The organism is Arthrobacter sp. SW1 (assembly GCF_001766675.1).
In the GTDB taxonomy this organism is placed as follows: Bacteria; Actinomycetota; Actinomycetes; order Actinomycetales; family Micrococcaceae; genus Arthrobacter.
Window position 1 is genome coordinate 109,073 of record NZ_MJLT01000001.1, and the last position, 20,212, is coordinate 129,284.

Genomic DNA, 20,212 nt, shown 5'->3' on the forward strand with positions numbered 1-20,212 from the left:
TCCTTCCTTCCTGTAGAAAGGTCTTTGTGAGCTTCTTCGCAAGACTCAAGGAAGACCTCGAGGCCGCCCGGTCACATGACCCGGCGGCCCGAGGCTCTTTCGAGAACTTTTTTGCATATTCGGGCCTGCACGCCATCTGGGCGCACCGGCTGACGCACAAGCTTTGGCAGGAGCCGGGGCTGCGCTTCCCCGCCCGGTTGATTTCGCAGCTGGCCCGTTTCCTGACGGGCATCGAGATCCACCCGGGTGCGACCATCGGCCGGCGATTCTTCATCGACCATGGCATGGGCGTGGTGATCGGCGAAACCGCGGAGATCGGCGACGACGTCATGATCTACCACGGCGTGACGCTGGGCGGCCGCTCCCTTGCCAAGGTCAAGCGCCACCCCACTATCGGCGACCGCGTGACCATTGGCGCCGGCGCCAAAGTGCTGGGTCCCATCACGATCGGCGCCGACAGCGCCGTGGGCGCAAACGCCGTCGTGGTCAAGGACGCGCCGCCCGAGTCGATCATCACCGGCATCCCCGCCACCTGGCGGCACCGCGATGCGAAGTCCGAAACCAAGCCGGCCGTCGACCCCGCCGAGTACTACATCGAATACCGGATCTGATCGGCTGCCCGCAGCGCCTGGAACGGTTAAACAAGCAAGGCCCTGGCCCCCTCAACAAGAGGGGCCAGGGCCTTTCGCTTTGAGGTTCTAGTGGGTGTCCACTGCTTCGACCTCGGACTTGTCTTCGCCCCACAGCGTGTGGAACGTGCCTTCGGCATCCACACGGCCGTAAGTGTGGGCACCGAAGAGGTCGCGCTGGCCCTGGATCAGGGCAGCGGCAACGCGCTTGCGGCGCAGGCCGTCATAGTACGCGAGCGAGGACGAGAACACCGGAACCGGGATGCCCAGCTGAACGGCGGTGGCCACCACGCGGCGCCAGGCCGGGAGGGCCTCGGCGATTGCCTTGGTGAAGGCCGGGGCGAACAGCAGGTTGGCCGGCTTCTCCTCGGCGGCGTAGGCCTTGGTGATGTCCTTGAGCAGTTCTGCGCGGATGATGCAGCCTGCGCGCCACAGGGAGGCGATCTCGTCCAGCTTGAGGTCCCAGCCGTATTCCTTGGCGGCGGAGGTCAACATGTCCAGGCCCTGGGCGTAGGAAACCAGCTTGGATGCGTAGAGCGCCTGGCGGACGTCCTCGACGAAGGTCTCCGGGATCTCGACGGCGGCTTCCTCGCCGGCCAGCAGTTCCTGGCCGAGCTTGCGCTGCTCGCTCTGGGAGGAGAGGGCGCGGGCGAAGACGGATTCGGCGATGCCGGAGACCGGCGAGCCCAGTTCGAGGGCGGAGATGACCGTCCAGCGGCCGGTGCCCTTCTGGCCGGCGGCGTCAACCACGACGTCGACAAACGGCTTGCCGGTCTTGGCATCCACATGGCCGAGGACCTCGGCGGAGATTTCGATCAGGAAGGAGGACAGCTCGCCCTTGTTCCACTCGGCGAAGATCTTGGACTGCTCAGCCGGCTCGATGCCCGCACCGGAACGGAGGAGGTCGAAGGCTTCGCCGATGACCTGCATGTCGGCGTATTCGATGCCGTTGTGGACCATCTTGACGAAGTGTCCCGCACCGTCGGTGCCGACCCAGGCGCAGCAAGGTTCGCCGTCGACCTTGGCGGAGATCTTTTCGAGCAGCGGGCCGAGGGCCTTGTAGGACTCCTTGGAACCACCGGGCATGATGGACGGGCCGTTCAGGGCGCCTTCCTCACCGCCGGAGACGCCGACGCCCACGAAGTGCAGTCCCTTTTCGGACAGGGCGGCTTCGCGGCGGCGGGTGTCCTCGTAGTGGGAGTTGCCGGCGTCGATGACGATGTCGCCTTCTTCGAGCAACGGCACAAGCTGGTCGATGACGGCGTCAACCGGCTTGCCGGCCTTCACCATGATCAGCACACGGCGCGGCTTCTCGAGGGAGTCAACGAGTTCCTGCAGGGTCTCGGTGCGGATGAAGTCGCCTTCGGAGCCGTGCTTTGCAAGAAGGGCGTCGGTCTTCTCGACGGAGCGGTTGTGGAGGGCAACGGTGAAGCCGTTGCGGGCCAGGTTGCGGGCCAGATTGGCGCCCATCACCGCAAGGCCGGTGACACCGATGTGTGCTGACATCAAAACTCCAATTCTTCTTGTGCAGTGAGTCCTGCCCGGGGTCGCAGGAAACGTTTTCTAGCGCAGTCGCTGCAATAAACCATACGTATTCCACGGCGTCCACGAAAGTTTCCGCAGAGCATTCGGAAACGTCCGCGTCACAAAAGAGTCTAGGGTGCGGGTGCTCCCGGCGCCTCCTGGCCGGGTAACAAAGGCGGCCACGGTATCGCCACTATGCTTACGACTATGTCAACCAGCCTCCACCACCGTGCCGTCGAGCATCTGGGCTCCCGGATCGTCGGCGGAGCCCTTCCCACCGGACACGTCATGCTGGCGGAACAGCTCGAGTCCGAACTCCGGGTATCCCGTTCCGTGGTCCGCGAAGCCGTCCGCGTCCTTCAATCATTGGGACTGGTGGAGACCATCAAGCGGGTCGGCATCAGGGTGCTTCCGGCACACCGCTGGAACCCTTACGATCCCCTCGTCATCAGGTGGCGGCTCGCCGGCGAAGGCCGCGGCGCCCAGCTGCGATCGCTCGCCGAACTGCGCTCCGCCGTCGAACCCGCAGCCGCCGAGCTGGCCGCGCTCAACGCGCCGCAGGAACTCAGGGAAGAACTCGTACGGATCTCCCTGGCGATGCGCGATGCCGGGCGCGCCGGCGAAATGCCGCTCTTCCTGGAGCTGGACATCCGCTTCCACGCGCTGCTGCTCTCGGGGTCGGGCAACGAAATGTTCGCGAACCTGATCGGCCAGGTGGCCGAGACGCTCACCGGCCGCACCGTCCACGGACTCATGCCGGACCACCCCAAGGAAGCGGCGTTGCAGTGGCACATCGATGTTGCCCGGGCGATCGCGGACGGCGACGGCGAAAAGGCCCGCGAAGCGTCCTCGAACATCATGCGCGAGGCGATCGCGGACCTCTCGCCGAGCTGGGAAGACCAGCCGCGGGTTTTTGTCCCGGTGGAGCGGAAGCAGTCCTAGCGGAGCATTAGGCCTGCCCCGCCGGTGTGAAGTTCAGGAGTACTTTGCCGGATTGGGCGGAGTTCTTTGCGACGTCGAAGGCTTCGAGGGCGTGGTCCAGGGGGTATTCGTGGGTCACGACCGCATCGGCCTGTAGTGAGCCGTCGGCCAGCGCCGCGATGACGTCGTCGATTTCGTCGTTGAAGCGGAAGGAGCCCAGCAGTTCCAGTTCCCGGGTGATGGCCAGGGAGATGAGCACCGGTTGGGGTCCGCTGGGCAGCAGCCCGACCATGACGACCTTGCCGCCGCGCACCGCGCCCTTGATGGCCGAGGCCAGGCCGAAGTGGCTGCCGGAGGATTCGATGACGACGTCGGCTTCGACGGCGGCGATCGCCTCGGCGTCGTCTCCCTTGAGGACCTCGTCCGCACCGACCGCGCGGGCGATCTGCAGTGGTTTGTCGTGCATGTCCACGGCGGTGATTTTCGCCGCGCCGGCGCGTTTGAGGACGGCGACGACGAGGGCACCGATCGGGCCGCTGCCGATGACCATCGCCGTCTTGCCGGCAACCTCCCCGGCCCGGGCCACGGCGTGCCAGGCCACGCTGGCCGGTTCCACCAGCGCCGCAGTACGCAGCGGCAGCCCGGCCGGCAGTTCCCGCAGCATACGCGCCGGAAGGGTGGCGTAGCGGCTGAAGGCACCGTCGGTGTGCGGGTGGCGGGCGGCGCTGCCCAGATACGTGCACCCCGGGGACAGGTTGGGCCGGTCTTCCGGATACCTCGCCGCGCCGGGCCCGGGGGTCGCGGGATGCACGGCCACCGGGATCCCGGCCGCCGGTCCGCTGCCGTCCGCGGCCGCCCGCACCACGGTGCCGACGATTTCGTGGCCGAGGACCATCGGATCCTTCAGGATCGATTCACCCGCAGCCCCATGCATCCAGTAATGCAGGTCCGAACCGCAGATCCCGCCGTAGGCGATCTCGACAACGGCCTCATCCGCCGCCGGTGCCTTCAACGGCACCTCCTCGATCCGGAGGTCACCGGCAGCGTGCGCGACAACAGCCGGACCGGAAACAGGCAACCCATCCAGGGCCGATTCACTGCCGGAGAGTTCAGTCTGCGAGAGTTCAGCCTGTGTCTGTTCGACGGATGTCATCAGACCACCACCGTCATTCCGCCGTCAACGAAGATCGTCTGGCCGTTGACGAAATTGGAGGCATCCGAGGCCAGCCACACCACCGGGCCCGCAAGGTCCTCCACCGTGCCCCAGCGGTGCGCCGGGGTCCGGCCCAGGATCCAGGAATTGAACCCCGGATCGTCCACCAGCTTCTGGGTCATCTCCGTGTGGATGTAACCCGGGGCGATGCCGTTGATCTGCAACCCGGACCCGGCCCACTCCGCCGTCATCGCACGCGTCAGGTTCCGCAGCCCGCCCTTGGCCGCAACATACGGGGCGATCGTAGGCCTAGCCAGCTCCGTCTGCACCGAGCAGATGTTGATGATCTTGCCCCGTCCGCGGGGAACCATGTGCCGGGCGGCTTCCCGGCCCACCAGGAAAGCGCTGGTCAGGTCCGTGGTCAGGACGCGTTCCCAGTCCTTGACGTCCAGTTCCAGCATCGGCACCCGGTGCTGGATACCGGCGTTGTTCACCAGGATCTCCAAGGGCCCGACGTTCTCCTCCACCCAGGCCACACCGCGCGCCGCCTCGACATCGCTGGTGACATCGAACGCGCAGCTATGGACCCGGCCCGGGGCGAAATCCGCCGCCAGTACGGCCTCGGCCGCCTTCAACCGCTCAGCGTTAATGCCGTTAAGCACCACCGTCGCACCGACCTCCGCCAGCCCGCGCGCCAGCGCATTACCAATGCCCCGGCTGGAACCCGTCACCAAAGCCACCCGCCCGGTGAGATCGAAAAGTCCACTCATCACTGTCCTTCTTTTGCCTTGTTGCCCATGTGGGAGTTGGTGCCTGCGGGGGAATCACTGAGGTTCGAGATCACCTGCCGCACGACGGCAAGGTCCTGCTCGCCGAGGCCCTGCTCGATCAGTTCGCGGTAGAGCCCGACGCCGGCCGTCGCCATCGGGACGGCTGCACCTGCCGATTTGGCGCTGGCGAGCACGAAGTTGAGGTCCTTGTGCATGAACTTGGCCGGGCCCGTCGGGGCGTAATCCTTGGCAGCCAGCCGCGGCCCGACGATATCCAGGACCCGGCTTCCCGCCAGCCCGCCGGCGAGCACTTCAAACAGCGCTGCCGTATCCATGCCGGAACGTTCGGCGAGCTCAGCTGCTTCGGCGAGGGCCGCCGTCGTGGTTCCGACAATCAGCTGGTTGCAGGCCTTGGCGAGCGAACCGGAACCCAGTCCGCCCATACGCCGGACCGTGGTGCCCATGGCGGAGAAGAGCGGGAGGAGGCGTTCGAAGTCTGCTTCCTCGGCGCCGGCCATGATCGCCAGGGTACCGTCGCGGGCACCCGTGGTACCCCCGCTGACCGGCGCGTCCACCAGCACGGCATTGCCGCCACTCGCTTCGCGCACCTGCCGGCCAAAGTCCCGCACCGCCGTCGGAGACACACTGCTCATCACGACGACGGCGGTCCCGGGCGCCGGGGGCGACGCCCGCCAGGCCTCGAGCAAGGGAGCCGCAGCGGCCTCGATGTGCGGCAGGTCCGGAAGCATGAAGACGAGGACGGGAAGGTCGTGCAAATCGAGCACTGAGCCCGCGCGGAGCCCGCCGAGGGCCTCGAAGTCGTCGACGGCGGCCGTCGAGCGGTTCCAGGCCGTCACCTCCCAGCCGGCGGACAGGAGATTCGCAGCCATGGGAAAACCCATGAGCCCCAGGCCGATGAAGCCCGCTTTACCCGCAGCCATATAGCGTTTACCTCACTTCTTTGTGCGTCTTCCTCCACGAAATCTGTTCAGTATCCTAGCCTCAATTCAGTATGATGAACAGCATGACGACTGATGAACTCACCATCGCGATCGCCGTCCCGCTCGAAGCTGAGTATGTGGAACAGATCCGCGCCATCGATCCGGCCATCACCGTGCTCTACGAACCGGAGCTCCTGCCACCGGAACGCTTCCCGGCAGACCACTCCGGAGACCCCGCCTTCAAACGGACCCCGGAACAGGAAGAGCGCTACTGGGACATGCTCAACAAGGCCCAGGTCCTCTACGGCTTCCCCAACGAGAACCCGGCAGGCCTTGCCCGCATCGCGAAGAGCAACCCGCGGCTGCAGTGGATCCACGCCATGGCCGCCGGCGCCGGCGGAGCCGTCAAGGCCTCCGGACTGGACAGCGCCACCCTGGAAAAGTTCAAAGTGACCACCTCCGCCGGCGTCCACGCCCTGCCGCTGGCGGAGTTTGCCGCGCTCGGCATCCTCAACGGTTTCAAACGCAGCGCCGAGCTCGCCCAGGACCAGGCCGCAAAGGTCTGGCCCGAGCTGCGGACGCCCACGAAGCTCGTCAACGGTTCCTCCCTCGTCATCACCGGCCTCGGCGAGATCGGCCTTGAGACGGCACGCATCGCGCGTGCGCTCGGCATGCGGGTCAGCGGCACCAAGCGCACCGTTGAAGCGATCGACGGCATCGAGGAAGTCGCCACCAATGACGGCCTCGCCGGGCTGCTCGGCACGGCGGACGCCGTCGTCAATACGCTGCCGGGCACGCCGTACACCGAAAAGCTCTTCAACCGCGAGGTGTTCGCGGCCATGAAGCCGGGAACGGTGTTCGTCAACGTCGGCCGCGGAACCGTAGTGGATGAGGATGCCCTCCTGGAGGCCCTGGACAACGGCCAGGTCTCCTACGCGTGCCTGGACGTCTTCGCCGTGGAACCCCTCCCCCAGGACAGCCCGCTCTGGAACCACCCGAAGGTGATGGTCTCCCCGCACACCTCGGCCCTGAGTGCCGCCGAGAACCGGCTCATCGCCGAACGCTTCTGCAGCAACCTGCGGATCTTCCTCGATGGCGGCGAGATGCCGCACCTCGTGGACACGGTGCACTTCTACTAAACCGGTCTGGCGTACTAACCGGCTTGACGCAAAGCGGCCCCGGCGGATGATTCCACCGGGGCCGCTTTGCTGCCGGCTCCCACACAACTTCCCACACAGCGAAGCGGCGGCTCCCACGCAGGGAGCCGCCGCTTCGGCGTCGTGGATCCGCTTTAGCGGGCATCCTCCAGGGCGAGCAGGTCGCGGCCCGCCGTCTCGGGAGTGAAGAAGGTGGCGATGAAGGAAATCAGCGCCAGCACCAGCGAATAGACGGCGAGGACCAGCCAGGAGAAACCCGTCGCGGCCAGCAGGGAGGCGCCGATCAGGGGAACGAGCCCGCCGGCGATCACCGCGGAGATCTCACGGCTCAAGGCAACACCGGTGAAGCGGTACCGTGCGCCGAAGAGTTCAGGCAGCAGCGGGCACTGCGGGCCGAGCATGGACTGCACGCCGAGGGCGATGCCCACCACCATGACCACCCACACCAGGGTCGGGTTGCCAAGGGTCACCAGGTAGAAGGCCGGAAGCGCGATCACTGCCTGGAACAGAGCGCCGTAGCGGTAGACGGGCACACGGCCGTAGCGGTCGGAGAGGGCGCCGAAGGTGACCACCATGACGGCGGCGAAACCGGAAGCGATCAGCAGGCCGACCGGCCCGATGAACTTGTCACCGGGGAAGATGCCCTCTTTGGCGGACAGAAAGGCGATCAGCAGGGCGGAGTAGATCGAGGAGTTGCCGTTTTCGCCCATGCGTAGGCCAATGCCCACCAGCACGTTCTTCTTCGAGTGCTTCCACAGTTCCCCGACGGGGTTCTTCACCACATTCTTGTGCGCTTCGAGCTCCTGGAAGACGGGAGTCTCCTTGAGCTTCAAGCGGATGAAGACAGCCACCAGGATCAGGACGAAGCTGGCGAGGAACGGCACACGCCACAACCAGCCTTCCAGTACGGATTTGTCCGCCAGGGCGATCAGGGCGAAAGTTCCGGCGCCAAGCAAGGTCCCCAGCTGGATGCCGACGAACGGCAGGGCTGCGAAGAAACCGCGACGGCGGCGCGGGGCCACCTCGGAGATCAGCGTGGTTGCGCCGGCCTGCTCCGCTCCGGCACCGAGGCCCTGGACGATACGGAGGGTGACCAGGAGGATCGCGCCCAGCATGCCGGCCTGTTCGAAGGTCGGCAGGAGGCCGATGGCGAAGCTGGCCAGGCCCATCATGCCGATGGTCAGCAGGAGAACCATCTTCCGGCCAAAGCGGTCACCGATGTAGCCGAAGATGATGCCGCCGAACGGCCGGGCCGCGAAGCCGACGCCGTAGGTGGCGAAGGATGCGATCAGGGCGCCCGTATCACCCAATGGCTTGAAGAACAGGGGCCCGAAAATCAGGGCCGAGGCCAGTCCGTAGATGTAGAAGTCGTAGTACTCCAGGGCGGAGCCAACGGAACTGGCAAGCGTGGCTTTCCGAAGCTGGCCGGGATCGACGACTGCGTCTTCCGGACCCGCAAGTACTGCCTTAGTACGAGTTGTCACAAGCACTCCCTCAGGAACATCCAGGCCCCCGTTGGCCTGGGCATAGCATCAGCCACCATGGCGTGAATCACTATACCGAACAGCGTACAGCATGCTGAACGATGTTCAAGAGTGTAATCAGATTTATTTAGCGGCTAGCCCATGGGGTTGCCCAGCGAATGGGCCAGCTCCTTGAGCTCTTTGACCATTTGGGCGCCTTGCTCGTCCGAATAGGTGGCCTTGAGGGAAGTCACGGACAGGCCCAGGCTCGGTCCGTGCGCGCCATGCGTCGGCACGGGAACCGCGAGGCAGACCACTCCGATAGTCGATTCCTCGTCCTCGAACGCGAAGCCCTGGCGGCGGATCTCGGCGATTTGGGCCTTGAGTTCCGCCGCGGAGCGCAGGGACTTGGGGGTCATCACGGGAAGCTCACGGGCGTCCGGGAACATCTCTTCGATGTCATGGTCATGCAGCTGGGCGAGAAGGGCCTTGCCTACGGCGCACAGTGAAAGCGGCATCTTGTCGCCGATATTGGAGGTGAGCCGGACTGCAGGGTGCCCCTCATACCGGGCGAGGTAAATCACGTGGTCGCCATCGCGCATGGCGACGCGGACGGTTTCCTTCGACAGGGTGGGCGCCTGCTCGCAGTACTTGTAGAACTCCTGGACCTCGTCAAGCCGGCTCAGGTACGCGGCGCCCAGCTCGACGAGCTTGCGTCCGAGCGAAAAATCGGCGCCCTCGCGGGTAATCAGGCGCGCCTCTTCGAGCGCCAACAACAGATTGGAAGTGGACGACTTCGGGATGCCGAGCTCGCGCGAAAGATCGCTGAGCGTCAGCCGGCCCGACGGCGCCGCAGCCAAAGCGTCCAGCACAGCCGCCGCCCTGGTCACCGCCGGTGCCGGCGAAGAGCCGCCCGGGCTGTCGGCGGAACGTGACGTGCGGGAATCGGCCATGACTCTCCTCGGCGGGTAACTGGGCCGGACTGAACCAGCCCCAGCGGCCCGTTCAGTCCAGTGAACACTTCCCATCATAGTGTCAGGCCGTCGGCTCGAGCCCGCAGCTTTGGTATACAAAAAATCTTCCCAAGCCGGGGAATTCACTGTATATTCATCTTGAGCTCTCCACCGCGGCATCCCCCAATAGTCGCGGTGGAGAGCTCTTCCACTATCCGGGCCGTCGCCTCGTGCCACGGTTTCCCGGGTATGAAAAAACCCGCCCTTCCTGCCGGATCGGCGGAAGAACGGGCTTTCCTGGTGGGTCCTACCGGGATCGAACCGATGACATCCACGGTGTAAACGTGGCGCTCTACCAGCTGAGCTAAAGACCCAAAAACGTGTTCCGGGCAGGCTTGCCGCCCGAACCAACGAACATAGACTCTACCCGATCAGGCCCTGTGAAAGCGAATCGCCGGGCCATTCTTCACCTCAGGTCCGGCAGTTCCGCGGCCAGCCACGCCAACGCGGCGCTGACACCGGTGTCGACCTTGAGGCCGGCGAGATGATCGCCACGGGTCTCTCCCCTGTTGAGGATCACTACCGGCTTGCCTGCCTTTGCAGCGTGGCGCACGAAACGCAGGCCGCTCATCACAGTCAGCGAGGAACCTGCGACAAGAAGGGCGCCGGCGTCGTCGACCATGGCATATGCCCGCACCACCCTTTCCTTCGGGACGTTCTCCCCGAAGTACACGAAGTCCGGCTTGAGCATGCCGCCACACACAGGGCACACAGCCACGACGAAGCTGCGGATCAGTTCCGGATCCTCGACCACCGCGTCGGCGTCCGGCGCCGTTTCGACCAGACCCGTGGATTCGGCCTCCTCGAGGAAACCGGGGTTGAGCTCCTCAAGGATCGCCGCCAGCAAGGTACGGCTGAAACCGTGGCCGCCATCCAGGCAGACCACCCGGTCGTAGCGGCCGTGGAGATCCACCACGTCCCGGCTTCCCGCGTCCTCGTGGAGGCGGTCCACGTTCTGCGTGATCAGGCCGGACAACAGGCCGCGCTCTTCCATCCTGGCGACCGCGAAGTGTCCGGCGTTCGGATCAGCATGCCGCAGGCGCGACCAGCCGATGTGGTTCCGGGCCCAATAACGCCGGCGGTTATCCGCACTCCCGGTGAATTCCTGGTACGTCATCGGCTTCCGCGGAGCTGCTCCCGGTCCACGGTAGTCAGGAATACCGGAATCCGTGCTGAGTCCCGCACCCGTGAGCACGGCCAGGCGATGACCGGCCAGCATCGTCAGGGCCTTGGTCATGGCCGGCAGGTCTTCGGCCGGCAAGGGCGCAACTCCGGCCGGGGCCAGGCTGGCCAGTCCGGTGGTGCCCATTCCGGGACGGCGTGCGTCCATGCGCCGCGCTTGTCCGGGCCTCAGGCCTCGCCGAGTGCGGCGAGGGCCTCCCGGTACTCCGCGAGGTTCCGCGCCTGCCCCCGCGGGTTCACGACGACATAGCGGATGATCCCCGCGGCGTCGATGATGAAGGTGCCGCGCAAGGCCATGCCCGTTCCGGCGTCGAACACGCCGTACTGCCGGGCAACCTCGCCGTGCGGCCAGAAGTCGGCAAGGAGGTCGAAGCTGTAGCCTTCCTTGTCCGCGTAGGCACGCTGCGCGAACTTGCTGTCCACCGAAATGCCCAGGACCGTGGCGTTGCCGCCCTCGAACAGGGCCAGGTTGTCGCGGATCTCGCACAGCTCGCCGGTGCAGATCCCGGAGAATGCGAACGGGAAGAAGACGACGACGACGTTGCGTCCCCTGAGCGCCGAAAGGCGGACGGGTTCACCGTACTGATTGACCAGCTCGAAATCGGGTGCTTCCTCACCTACCGCCGGAACGCTGCTGACAAGTTCCGCGTGCGCGGCGTGGGAGACCGTCATTTGTTCTTCTTTCGTGCGACAAGGCGGGTGGCGCTCCAGACCTTGGACACGCCGGCGGAGGTGGTGCAGTGAAGGCCCGCAGTCGCGGCGGCGTCCTGGATGTCGGAAGGGGAAACGTGGTCCGGGTGGCCGGACTTCGGGGTCAGGACCCACACGACGCCGCCTTCGCCCAGGGTGGTCTGCGAGTCAACCAGGGCGTCCACGAGGTCGCCGTCGCCGTCACGCCACCAGAAAATGACGGCGTCCACCACTTCATGGTCATCCTCATCGAGGAGTTCGGAGCCGGTCAGCTCCTCAATATCGTCACGCAAGTCGAAGTCGACGTCGTCGTCATAACCGAACTCTTGAATCAGATCCCCATCCTTGAAACCCAATCTTTCCGCCACATTTACCGATGTGGCGGCGTCGGCCTCGCTCACGTTTTCCTCCTCTGAAGTGATTTCGATTACTACCAGCCAACACCCTTTGGATGCCCGCTTCAAGCCATTATCGCCCGATGAACCCGATTCGCCGTCACCGCCACCACGGCAAAAGCGGGGTGAAAGCTCGGTCACATCACGCTAAAAGGCCATACGCGGCTACGCATCCCAGCAGTGACAAAGCTACAGTGGCCAGTGAGCACATCGGCTGCAGGGCAACCGCCCCGTGATTGCGCAGCCGTGGCTTTGAGAACCTGCCCGGCATACCTGACCGGGCTGTTGTAACCGAGATGTCGCACACGACGCGTTCATTCCGGGCAGTTACCCTGCCGGACTTGAGGCGCCGCTGCTTGCGCCAAAAGAGAGGTTGGACGTGGCTGCAGGAGAAGAGACCTCACACATCCTCAGCGGGTTGACTGCCCAGCTGCCTGATCGTGATCCGGAAGAGACCGCGGAATGGATTGAGTCCCTGGACACCTTGATCAAGGAGCAGGGCACCGAACGTGCGCAGTACATCATGCGCAGCCTGTTGCAGCGCGCCGGCGCACAGTCCGTCGGCGTCCCCATGGTCACCACGACGGACTACGTGAACACGATCCCGGCGGACCAGGAAGCCCAGTTCCCGGGCAACGAAGAATTCGAACGCCGCTACCGGGCGTACATGCGCTGGAACGCAGCAGTGATGGTGCACCGCGCACAGCGCTCCGACATCGGCGTGGGCGGACACATTTCCACCTATGCGGGTGCCGCAACCCTGTACGAAGTCGGCTTCAACCACTTCTTCCGCGGCAAGGACCACCCGTCCGGCGGCGACCAGGTGTTCTTCCAGGGCCACGCTTCCCCGGGCATGTACGCCCGCGCCTTCATGGAAGGCCGCCTGAGCGAAGAAGACCTCGACGGCTTCCGCCAGGAGAAGTCCAAGGAAGGCCACGCGCTGTCTTCCTACCCGCACCCGCGCCTGATGCCGGCCTTCTGGGAATTCCCCACGGTCTCCATGGGCATCGGCCCCATGAACGCCATCTACCAGGCCCAGGCCAACCGCTACCTCACCGGCCGCGGCATCAAGGACACCTCGGACCAGCAGGTCTGGGCGTTCCTCGGCGACGGCGAAATGGACGAGCCCGAATCGCGCGGCCTGCTCCAGCTCGCAGCGAACGAGAACCTGGACAACCTGAACTTCGTCATCAACTGCAACCTGCAGCGCCTGGACGGTCCCGTCCGCGGCAACGGCAAGATCATGCAGGAGCTTGAGGCATTCTTCCGCGGCGCCGGCTGGAATGTCATCAAGGTCGTTTGGGGACGCGAGTGGGACGAGCTGCTGGCCAAGGACTCCGACGGCTCGCTCGTGAACATCATGAACGAGACCCTCGACGGTGACTACCAGACCTACAAGGCCGAGTCCGGCGGATTCGTGCGCGAGCACTTCTTCGGCAAGACTCCGGCCACGAAGGACATGGTGGCCGACTACTCCGACGAGCAGATCTGGCAGCTCAAGCGCGGCGGCCACGACTACCGCAAGGTCTACGCCGCATACAAGGCCGCCACCGAGTTCAAGGGCAAGCCGACCGTCATCCTGGCCAAGACCGTCAAGGGCTACGGCCTGGGTCCGCACTTCGAGGGCCGCAACGCGACCCACCAGATGAAGAAGCTGACGCTCGAAGACCTGAAGGCCTTCCGCGACTACCTGCGCATCCCTATCACGGACGAGCAGCTTGAAGCAGATCCGTACCGCCCGCCGTACTACCACCCGGGCATGGATGCTCCGGAGATCAAGTACCTCATGGAACGCCGCGCCGAGCTGGGCGGCTTCCTTCCGGAGCGCCGCACGAAGCACAGCGAAGTGACCCTGCCGGACGCCAAGTCCTACGAAGTCGCCAAGCGCGGTTCCGGCAAGCAGCAGGCCGCCACCACCATGGCGTTCGTCCGCCTGCTCAAGGACCTCATGCGGGACAAGAACTTCGGCGCCCGCTTCGTCCCGGTGGTCCCGGACGAGTCCCGCACCTTCGGCATGGATGCGTTCTTCCCGACGGCGAAGATCTACAACCCCAAGGGCCAGAACTACCTGTCTGTGGACCGCGACCTCGTACTGGCGTACAAGGAGTCCCCGGCCGGCCAGCTGATCCACCCCGGCATCAACGAAGCCGGTGCCGTTGCTGCGTTCACCGCTGCGGGTACTTCCTATGCCACCCACGGCGAACCCCTGGTTCCGATCTACGTGTTCTACTCGATGTTCGGCTTCCAGCGCACCGGCGACTCCTTCTGGGCCGCCGCCGACCAGATGACCCGTGGTTTCATCATCGGCGCCACCGCAGGCCGCACCACCCTCACCGGTGAAGGCCTGCAGCACGCCGACGGCCACTCGCCGATCCTGGCCGGCACCAACCCGGCCGTAGTCACCTACGATCCGGCGTACGGCTACGAAATCGGCCACATCATCCGTGACGGCCTGGAGCGCATGTACGGCCCGGACTCGGCCGACCGCAACCTCATGTACTACCTGACCGTGTACAACGAGCCGATCGTCCAGCCTGCCGAGCCCGAGAACCTCGACGTCAACGGCCTGCTCAAGGGCATCTACCGCCTCGCTCCTGCTGCCAACGGCAACGGCGACCGTCCGAAGGCACAGATCCTCGCCTCCGGTGTTTCGGTGCCGTGGGCACTGGAAGCCCAGCGCATCCTGGACGAGGAATGGAACGTGGCAGCCGACGTCTGGTCCGTCACGTCCTGGAACGAACTCCGCCGCGACGGCCTGGCTGCCGAGGAGCACGCCTTCCTCAACCCGGGCGAAGCCGCCAAGGTTCCGTTCGTCGCGCAGCAGCTCGCGGGTGCGGAAGGCCCCGTGGTTGCCGTGTCCGACTACATGAAGGCTGTTCCGGACCAGATCCGCCAGTTCATCCCGAACGACTTCGCGGCACTGGGCACCGACGGCTTCGGTTTCTCCGACACCCGCGCTGCGGCACGTCGCTTCTTCAAGAACGACACCCACTCGATCGTCACCAAGACGCTCCAGTTGCTCGCGCAGCAGGGCAAGGTCGATGCTTCGGCTCCCGGCCTGGCCATCGAGAAGTACCGTCTGCTCGACGTCAATGCAGGAACCACCGGCGGCGCCGGCGGCGACAGCTAAGCCACTAAGTCACGCAGCACCCAGGCGGCGGCCCCCGGAAGGAGGGGGCCGCCGTCGGGCGTTTAAGCGCCGTTTGGCGCGGACGGCACCCACGCGGCCCCCTGTAGCGGGCGGCACAGGCTTGTAGCCTTCGCACAAATGGAGCTTGTGCGGCGTGCATCGTATGCTCAAAGAATGGCAGAGCCCGTCCACACCACCACGAAGCGCAAAGGATCATCGCGCGCGGTGTCCCCCGAGAAAGCCGAAACCCTCAAGCGCTTGCGGGCAAATGTCGGCCAGCTGTCCACCACCACCATGCGGCAACTGGAAAAATCCCTCCCCTGGTACACCCGTTTGAGCGCCGATGAACGCTCTGCCCTGGGCCTGGTGGCGCAGAACGGCATCGCCGCATTCGTTACTTGGTACGAGCGGCCCAGTTCCCCGTCCTGGATCCTCACCGATGTCTTCGGAAACGCCCCCACCGAGCTCACCCGCTCCATCAGCCTGCAGAAGGCCCTGCAGTTGATCCGTATCGTGGTGGAGGTCGTGGAAAACCAGGTGCCCGTCATCGCACCCGAACCGGACCAGCCCTCCCTCCGCGAGGCAGTGCTCCGTTACTCGCGCGAGGTCGCCTTCGCCGCGGCGGACGTCTACGCCCGCGCCGCCGAATCCCGCGGGTCCTGGGACACGCGGCTCGAGGCCCTGATTGTCGACGCCATCCTGCGCGGCGAAAACACGGACGCCCTTCGCTCCCGCATCGCCGCGCTCGGCTGGAAGGCCCAGGAGCGCTTCACCGTGATGGTGGGCAACTCCCCCTCCGAACCGAGCGCCAGCTATGTCAGCGAACTGCGCCGCACGGCCGGCCGCTTTGCCGAGGACGCACTGGTGGGCATCCAAGGCGACCGGCTGATCCTGATCCTCGGCGGCGTGCAGGACCGGGACTCCGCCTGCGCCAAGCTCAGCGAGCTTTTCGCCCCCGGCCCCGTGGTCTACGGGCCGGAAGCCGGTTCCCTGCTCGAGGCGAGCAGCTCGGCCCAGGCGGCTTTCGCGGGCCTCACGGCGGCGAAGGCCTGGCCCTCGGCGCCGCGCCCGGTGTCAGCTGACGATCTCCTTCCGGAGCGGGTGGTATCGGGCGACGACGCCGCGCGCCGCTCCCTCGTCAAGAGCATCTACCGGCCCCTGATCGCCGCGTCCAACGGACTGGTCGAAACGCTGGGAACCTACCTCGAGCTGGGCCATTCCCTTGAAGCGACGGCGCGGGAACTGTTCGTCCATGCCAACACGGTGCGGTACCGGCTCAAGCGCGTCTGCGATGTGACCGGCTGGGATCCGCTCCTCCCCCGGGAGGCATTCGTGCTCCAGACCGCGCTGGTGGTGGGCCGTCTGTCGGCCCCGCCGAAGGCGTCGCAGGAGCGTCATGGTTCCCGGAACGGCAACTGAACCGTTGTAGACTTCCTACAAACCGTCCCAGTGAGCTTGGTGTACGAAAACACCGTTGGATCACGCGGCAATTTGGAAAGCTGGTTACGTGCTTGCAATCGTCTGCCCTGGACAGGGCTCGCAAACCCCTGGATTCCTGGCCCCGTGGCTGGAGCTGCCCGCCGTCGAGGGCCATCTTGCCGCGCTGAGCGAGATTGCCGGAATCGACCTCAAGGCCCACGGCACCACCTCCGACGAGGAGACCATCAAGGACACTGCCGTGGCGCAGCCCCTGATCGTCGCCGCCGGCCTGGTCGCCGCGAAGTCCCTGTTCGACGTCGAACTCAGCACCTTGCCGGTGGTCCTGGCCGGCCACTCGGTCGGTGAAATCACGGCCTCCGCCCTGGCAGGTGTCCTCAGCGAAGAGGACGCCATGACCTTCGTGCGCGAACGTGCCAACAACATGGCTGCCGCTGCCGCCGTCACCCCCACCGGCATGAGCGCCGTCGTGGGCGGCGATCCTGCTGAAGTGCTGGCCGCCATTGAGGCCTCCGGTGCCGCACCCGCCAACGTGAACGGCGCAGGCCAGACCGTGGCAGCCGGCACCTTCGAACAGCTCCAGGCCCTCGCCGACAACCCGCCGGCCAAGGCGCGGGTCATCCCGCTCAAGGTGGCCGGCGCGTTCCACACGGCGCACATGGCGCCCGCGGTCAGCGCGCTTGAGGCGCTGCGCCCCTCCCTGAAGCCGCAGGCTCCGTCCGTTCCGTTGCTGTCCAACTACGACGGCGGCGAAGTCACCGACGGCGATGCCGCCGTCGCGAGCCTGATCGCCCAGGTATCCCGCCCGGTCCGCTGGGACCTCTGCATGGAGAACCTGGTGCAGCGCGGCGTCACCGGCCTGATCGAACTGGCACCTGCCGGTACCCTGGCAGGCCTCGCCAAGCGCGGCATGCCCGGCGTGAAGACCGTTGCCGTCAAGACCCCGGAGGACCTCTCCGCAGCACTGGCACTCTTCGCCGAGCTCGAGGCCAACGCATGAGCACCCCGGCACTGAAGCAGGCCCCGGTCAACGAGTTCTCCCGGATCCTCGGCATCGGCGCATACCGCCCCGAGGTCATCGTCACCAATGACGATGTCTGCCAGTGGATCGATTCTTCCGACGAGTGGATCCGCCAGCGCACGGGCATCGTCACCCGGCACCGGGCACCAGCCGACGTCAGCGTCATCGACATGGCCGAAGGCGCTGCCCGCCAGGCCCTCGAACAGGCCGGCATCGACGCTTCGCAGCTGGGCGCCGTCATTGTTTCCACCGTCACCCACCCGTATGCCACGCCGTCGGCTGCCGCGGCGCTCACGGACCGGCTCGGCGCGACGCCGGCCGCGGCCTTCGACATCTCCGCCGCCTGCGCCGGTTACTGCTATGGCGTGGCCCAGGGCGATGCGCTGGTCCGTTCCGGTGCGGCTCAGTACGTGCTGGTGGTCGGTGCCGAGAAGCTCTCCGATGTCATCGACAACCACGAGCGCACCATTTCCTTCCTGCTGGGCGACGGTGCCGGCGCCGTCGTCGTCGGGCCTTCCGAGACCCCGGGCATCGGCCAGTCCGTGTGGGGTTCCGACGGCAGCAAGTGGAACGCGATCGGCATGACACACTCCCTGGACGAGGTCCGCAAGCTGGGCGAGTCCGCCCGGCACTCCGATGAGACGGACGACCTCGCGCTGATCTCGGCCACACAGGACATCTGGCCCACCCTGCGCCAGGACGGCCAGACCGTCTTCCGCTGGGCCGTCTGGGAGATGGCCAAGGTTGCGCAGCAGGCGTTGGACGCAGCCGGCATTGAAGCCTCGGACCTCGCGGCATTCGTCCCGCACCAGGCGAACATGCGGATCATCGACGAGATGGTCAAGAAGCTCAAGCTCCCCGAGAGCGTGGTTGTCGCCCGCGACATCGCCGACTCGGGCAACACCTCCGCAGCGTCGATTCCGCTGGCGACCCACCGCCTCCTGCAGGAAAACCCGCAGCTCAGCGGTGGGCTCTCCCTGCAGATCGGGTTCGGTGCCGGCCTCGTCTTCGGCGCCCAGGTGGTGGTCCTGCCGTAACCTATTCTGCGGCAGGCATGCTACGCACATGACCTTGACAACCAAGCCGTATCCGCGGTTTGCCCCGTTTCCGGCATAGCCGGCACAACAAGAAAAGGAGCCAACAATGGCTAGCAACGAAGAAATCCTGGCCGGCCTGGCTGAAATCGTCAACGAAGAGACCGGCCTGGCTGCTGACGCCGTCGAGCTGGACAAGTCCTTCACCGAGGACCTGGACATCGACTCCATCTCCATGATGACCATCGTCGTCAACGCCGAAGAGAAGTTCGGCGTCCGCATCCCCGACGAAGAGGTCAAGAACCTGAAGACCGTCGGCGACGCCGTCAACTTCATCGCAAACGCCCAGGCCTAGTCCTGGCTCCAGCTGTGCCGGGCCTGGGTGTCTGCAATCCCGGCCCGGCACAGCCGCATTACCGCCTAAGTTTTCCCGCCTGCCCTGCGAGGAACCGCAGTCCCGCAGGCTGATATCCGACAGAGAGTGATCGCATGGCACGCAAAGTAGTCATTACCGGTCTGGGGGCCACCACTCCCATCGGTGGCGACGTTCCCACGATGTGGAAGAACGCGCTTAAAGGGGTCTCCGGGGCCCGCACGCTCGAGGACGAGTGGGTGGCCAAGTACGACCTCCCCGTCCACTTTGCTGCCCGGTGCTCCACACCGGCTTCCGATGTGCTCACCCGCGTCGAGGCCAAGCGCATGGACCCCTCCACCCAGTTCGGCGTCATCGCCGCCCGTGAGGCCTGGGCCGATGCCGGCATCACCGATATCGACCACGACCGCCTCGCCGTTGCCTTCGCCACCGGCATCGGCGGCGTGTGGACCCTGCTCGACGCCTGGGACACCCTGAAGGAAAAGGGCCCCCGCCGCGTCCTGCCCATGACCGTCCCGATGCTCATGCCGAACGGCGTTGCAGCAGCCGTCAGCCTGGACCTCGGCGCCCGCGCCGGCGCCCACACCCCGGTGTCCGCGTGCGCGTCCGGCACAGAGGCAATGCACCTCGGCCTGGACCTCATCCGTTCCGGCAAGGCGGACGTCGTCATGTGTGGTGGTGCTGAGGCAGCAATCCACCCGATGCCCCTCGCTGCGTTCTCCTCGATGCAGGCGCTGTCCCGCCGCAATGACGATCCCGAGCACGCCTCGCGCCCCTACGACCTGGACCGTGACGGCTTCGTCATGGGCGAAGGTGCAGGCGCACTGGTGCTTGAGGCCGAGGAACACGCCCTCGCCCGTGGCGCGCGCATCTACGGCGAACTGGCCGGCACCTCGGTCACGGCCGACGCCTACCACATCACGGCTCCGGATCCCGAGGGCCTCGGCGCCACCCGCGCGCTGAAGGCCGCCATGTTCGACGGCCGCATCCAGGCCGCAGACGTGGTGCACGTGAACGCCCATGCCACGTCCACCCCGGTGGGCGACAAGCCCGAATACACGGCGCTCCGTGCCGCCCTCGGTGCGCAGGTGGACAATGTGGCCGTGTCCGCAACGAAGTCCCAGATGGGCCACCTCCTGGGTGCCTCCGGCGCGGTCGAAGCAGTGCTGACGGTCCTTGCCGTGTACGAACGCCAGGCGCCGCTGACCATCAACCTCGAGAACCAGGATCCGGAGATCCCGCTCGACGTCGTCACCTCCGCGCGCAGCCTGCCCGCCGGTGACATCGTGGCGCTCAGCAACTCCTTCGGCTTCGGCGGCCACAACGCCGTCATCGCCATCCGCAGCGTCTGACCGTCCCGGACTCCGGCATAGCGCCGG

Annotated in this window: 18 protein-coding genes and 1 tRNA gene; 9 read left to right on the top strand and 10 right to left on the bottom strand. The window is 66.0% G+C overall.

The window, feature by feature from the left end:
• The first annotated feature begins 26 nt into the window (after positions 1 to 26).
• The gene (gene epsC, locus BIU82_RS00580) at positions 27 to 611 is read left to right on the top strand and encodes a serine O-acetyltransferase EpsC (protein ID WP_070347522.1); all 585 of its coding nucleotides are present in this window, start codon (positions 27 to 29) and stop codon (positions 609 to 611) included.
• Between the two features lie 87 nt (positions 612 to 698).
• Here epsC and gndA read toward each other — a convergent pair whose 3' ends face one another.
• Positions 699 to 2,135: an NADP-dependent phosphogluconate dehydrogenase gene (gene gndA / locus BIU82_RS00585; RefSeq protein WP_070347523.1), complete on the bottom strand. Its 1,437-nt coding sequence runs from the start codon at positions 2,133 to 2,135 to the stop codon at positions 699 to 701.
• 225 nt (positions 2,136 to 2,360) lie between these two features.
• On the opposite strand from gndA, the gene BIU82_RS00590 reads away from it, so the two are divergent.
• Positions 2,361 to 3,095, top strand: coding sequence for an FCD domain-containing protein (locus BIU82_RS00590; protein ID WP_070347524.1), 735 nt, complete (start codon positions 2,361 to 2,363; stop codon positions 3,093 to 3,095).
• Between the two features lie 7 nt (positions 3,096 to 3,102).
• On the opposite strand, the gene BIU82_RS00595 is transcribed toward BIU82_RS00590, so the two are convergent.
• The 3 genes from BIU82_RS00595 to BIU82_RS00605 are packed head-to-tail and all read right to left on the bottom strand — an operon-like array spanning position 3,103 to position 5,938.
• Positions 3,103 to 4,227 carry an L-idonate 5-dehydrogenase gene (locus tag BIU82_RS00595; protein WP_083292127.1) on the bottom strand — a complete coding sequence of 375 codons (1,125 nt, stop codon included), beginning with the start codon at positions 4,225 to 4,227 and terminating at the stop codon, positions 3,103 to 3,105.
• A complete protein-coding gene (locus tag BIU82_RS00600; protein ID WP_070347525.1) occupies positions 4,227 to 4,997 on the bottom strand; it encodes an SDR family oxidoreductase in 771 nt (256 codons plus the stop codon). Before BIU82_RS00600 ends, BIU82_RS00595 begins: the two co-directional genes overlap by 1 nt.
• A complete protein-coding gene (locus BIU82_RS00605) occupies positions 4,997 to 5,938 on the bottom strand; it encodes an NAD(P)-dependent oxidoreductase (protein ID WP_070347526.1) in 942 nt (313 codons plus the stop codon). The genes BIU82_RS00600 and BIU82_RS00605 overlap by 1 nt, the downstream gene beginning before the upstream one ends.
• 71 nt (positions 5,939 to 6,009) lie before the next feature.
• Here BIU82_RS00605 and BIU82_RS00610 point away from each other — a divergent pair, with 71 nt between their 5' ends.
• Entirely contained in the window at positions 6,010 to 7,077 is a 1,068-nt protein-coding gene (locus tag BIU82_RS00610) for a D-2-hydroxyacid dehydrogenase (RefSeq protein WP_070347527.1), read from the top strand.
• A gap of 152 nt (positions 7,078 to 7,229) precedes the next feature.
• On the opposite strand, the gene BIU82_RS00615 is transcribed toward BIU82_RS00610, so the two are convergent.
• The 6 genes from BIU82_RS00615 to BIU82_RS00640 form a co-directional block, all read right to left on the bottom strand.
• On the bottom strand, positions 7,230 to 8,585 hold the full coding sequence (locus BIU82_RS00615) for an MFS transporter (RefSeq protein ID WP_070347528.1): 1,356 nt from the start codon (positions 8,583 to 8,585) through the stop codon (positions 7,230 to 7,232).
• 128 nt (positions 8,586 to 8,713) lie between these two features.
• Positions 8,714 to 9,511, bottom strand: coding sequence for an IclR family transcriptional regulator (locus BIU82_RS00620; RefSeq protein ID WP_070347529.1), 798 nt, complete (start codon positions 9,509 to 9,511; stop codon positions 8,714 to 8,716).
• A 298-nt stretch (positions 9,512 to 9,809) separates the two neighbouring features.
• Positions 9,810 to 9,885 (bottom strand) — tRNA-Val (locus BIU82_RS00625).
• 92 nt (positions 9,886 to 9,977) lie between these two features.
• Positions 9,978 to 10,901, bottom strand: coding sequence for an NAD-dependent protein deacetylase (locus BIU82_RS00630; RefSeq protein ID WP_070347530.1), 924 nt, complete (start codon positions 10,899 to 10,901; stop codon positions 9,978 to 9,980).
• A 20-nt stretch (positions 10,902 to 10,921) separates the two neighbouring features.
• The gene (locus tag BIU82_RS00635; protein WP_070347531.1) at positions 10,922 to 11,425 is read right to left on the bottom strand and encodes a peroxiredoxin; all 504 of its coding nucleotides are present in this window, start codon (positions 11,423 to 11,425) and stop codon (positions 10,922 to 10,924) included.
• Complete coding sequence (locus BIU82_RS00640; protein WP_070347532.1) at positions 11,422 to 11,844, bottom strand: DUF3052 domain-containing protein; 423 nt, start codon at positions 11,842 to 11,844, stop codon at positions 11,422 to 11,424. Before BIU82_RS00640 ends, BIU82_RS00635 begins: the two co-directional genes overlap by 4 nt.
• A gap of 373 nt (positions 11,845 to 12,217) precedes the next feature.
• On the opposite strand from BIU82_RS00640, the gene aceE reads away from it, so the two are divergent.
• The 6 genes from aceE to BIU82_RS00670 all read left to right on the top strand — a co-directional run bounded on the left by aceE (position 12,218) and on the right by BIU82_RS00670 (position 20,185).
• Positions 12,218 to 14,968, top strand: a complete 2,751-nt coding sequence (gene aceE / locus BIU82_RS00645; protein ID WP_070347962.1) for a pyruvate dehydrogenase (acetyl-transferring), homodimeric type — start codon at positions 12,218 to 12,220, stop codon at positions 14,966 to 14,968.
• 174 nt (positions 14,969 to 15,142) lie between these two features.
• Positions 15,143 to 16,387: a helix-turn-helix domain-containing protein gene (locus tag BIU82_RS00650; protein WP_070347533.1), complete on the top strand. Its 1,245-nt coding sequence runs from the start codon at positions 15,143 to 15,145 to the stop codon at positions 16,385 to 16,387.
• A gap of 88 nt (positions 16,388 to 16,475) precedes the next feature.
• Positions 16,476 to 17,405, top strand: a complete 930-nt coding sequence (locus BIU82_RS00655) for an ACP S-malonyltransferase (protein ID WP_171906460.1) — start codon at positions 16,476 to 16,478, stop codon at positions 17,403 to 17,405.
• Positions 17,402 to 18,463 carry a beta-ketoacyl-ACP synthase III gene (locus BIU82_RS00660; RefSeq protein ID WP_070347535.1) on the top strand — a complete coding sequence of 354 codons (1,062 nt, stop codon included), beginning with the start codon at positions 17,402 to 17,404 and terminating at the stop codon, positions 18,461 to 18,463. The genes BIU82_RS00655 and BIU82_RS00660 overlap by 4 nt, the downstream gene beginning before the upstream one ends.
• A 106-nt stretch (positions 18,464 to 18,569) precedes the next feature.
• Positions 18,570 to 18,815, top strand: a complete 246-nt coding sequence (locus tag BIU82_RS00665; protein WP_070347536.1) for an acyl carrier protein — start codon at positions 18,570 to 18,572, stop codon at positions 18,813 to 18,815.
• Between the two features lie 134 nt (positions 18,816 to 18,949).
• Entirely contained in the window at positions 18,950 to 20,185 is a 1,236-nt protein-coding gene (locus tag BIU82_RS00670) for a beta-ketoacyl-[acyl-carrier-protein] synthase II (RefSeq protein ID WP_070347537.1), read from the top strand.
• The last annotated feature ends 27 nt before the right edge of the window (positions 20,186 to 20,212 follow it).

Bases quoted from the DNA above. Each gene is read 5' to 3' on its own strand.
- gndA (WP_070347523.1), bottom strand. From the start codon at position 2,135: ATGTCAGCACACATCGGTGTCACCGGCCTTGCGGTGATGGGCGCCAAT.
- BIU82_RS00590 (WP_070347524.1), top strand. From the start codon at position 2,361: ATGTCAACCAGCCTCCACCACCGTGCCGTCGAGCATCTGGGCTCCCGG.
- BIU82_RS00595 (WP_083292127.1), bottom strand. From the start codon at position 4,227: ATGACATCCGTCGAACAGACACAGGCTGAACTCTCGCAGACTGAACTC.
- BIU82_RS00600 (WP_070347525.1), bottom strand. From the start codon at position 4,997: ATGAGTGGACTTTTCGATCTCACCGGGCGGGTGGCTTTGGTGACGGGT.
- BIU82_RS00605 (WP_070347526.1), bottom strand. From the start codon at position 5,938: ATGGCTGCGGGTAAAGCGGGCTTCATCGGCCTGGGGCTCATGGGTTTT.
- BIU82_RS00610 (WP_070347527.1), top strand. From the start codon at position 6,010: ATGATGAACAGCATGACGACTGATGAACTCACCATCGCGATCGCCGTC.
- BIU82_RS00620 (WP_070347529.1), bottom strand. From the start codon at position 9,511: ATGGCCGATTCCCGCACGTCACGTTCCGCCGACAGCCCGGGCGGCTCT.
- BIU82_RS00630 (WP_070347530.1), bottom strand. From the start codon at position 10,901: ATGGACGCACGCCGTCCCGGAATGGGCACCACCGGACTGGCCAGCCTG.
- BIU82_RS00635 (WP_070347531.1), bottom strand. From the start codon at position 11,425: ATGACGGTCTCCCACGCCGCGCACGCGGAACTTGTCAGCAGCGTTCCG.
- BIU82_RS00650 (WP_070347533.1), top strand. From the start codon at position 15,143: ATGGCAGAGCCCGTCCACACCACCACGAAGCGCAAAGGATCATCGCGC.
- BIU82_RS00660 (WP_070347535.1), top strand. From the start codon at position 17,402: ATGAGCACCCCGGCACTGAAGCAGGCCCCGGTCAACGAGTTCTCCCGG.
- BIU82_RS00665 (WP_070347536.1), top strand. From the start codon at position 18,570: ATGGCTAGCAACGAAGAAATCCTGGCCGGCCTGGCTGAAATCGTCAAC.
- BIU82_RS00670 (WP_070347537.1), top strand. From the start codon at position 18,950: ATGGCACGCAAAGTAGTCATTACCGGTCTGGGGGCCACCACTCCCATC.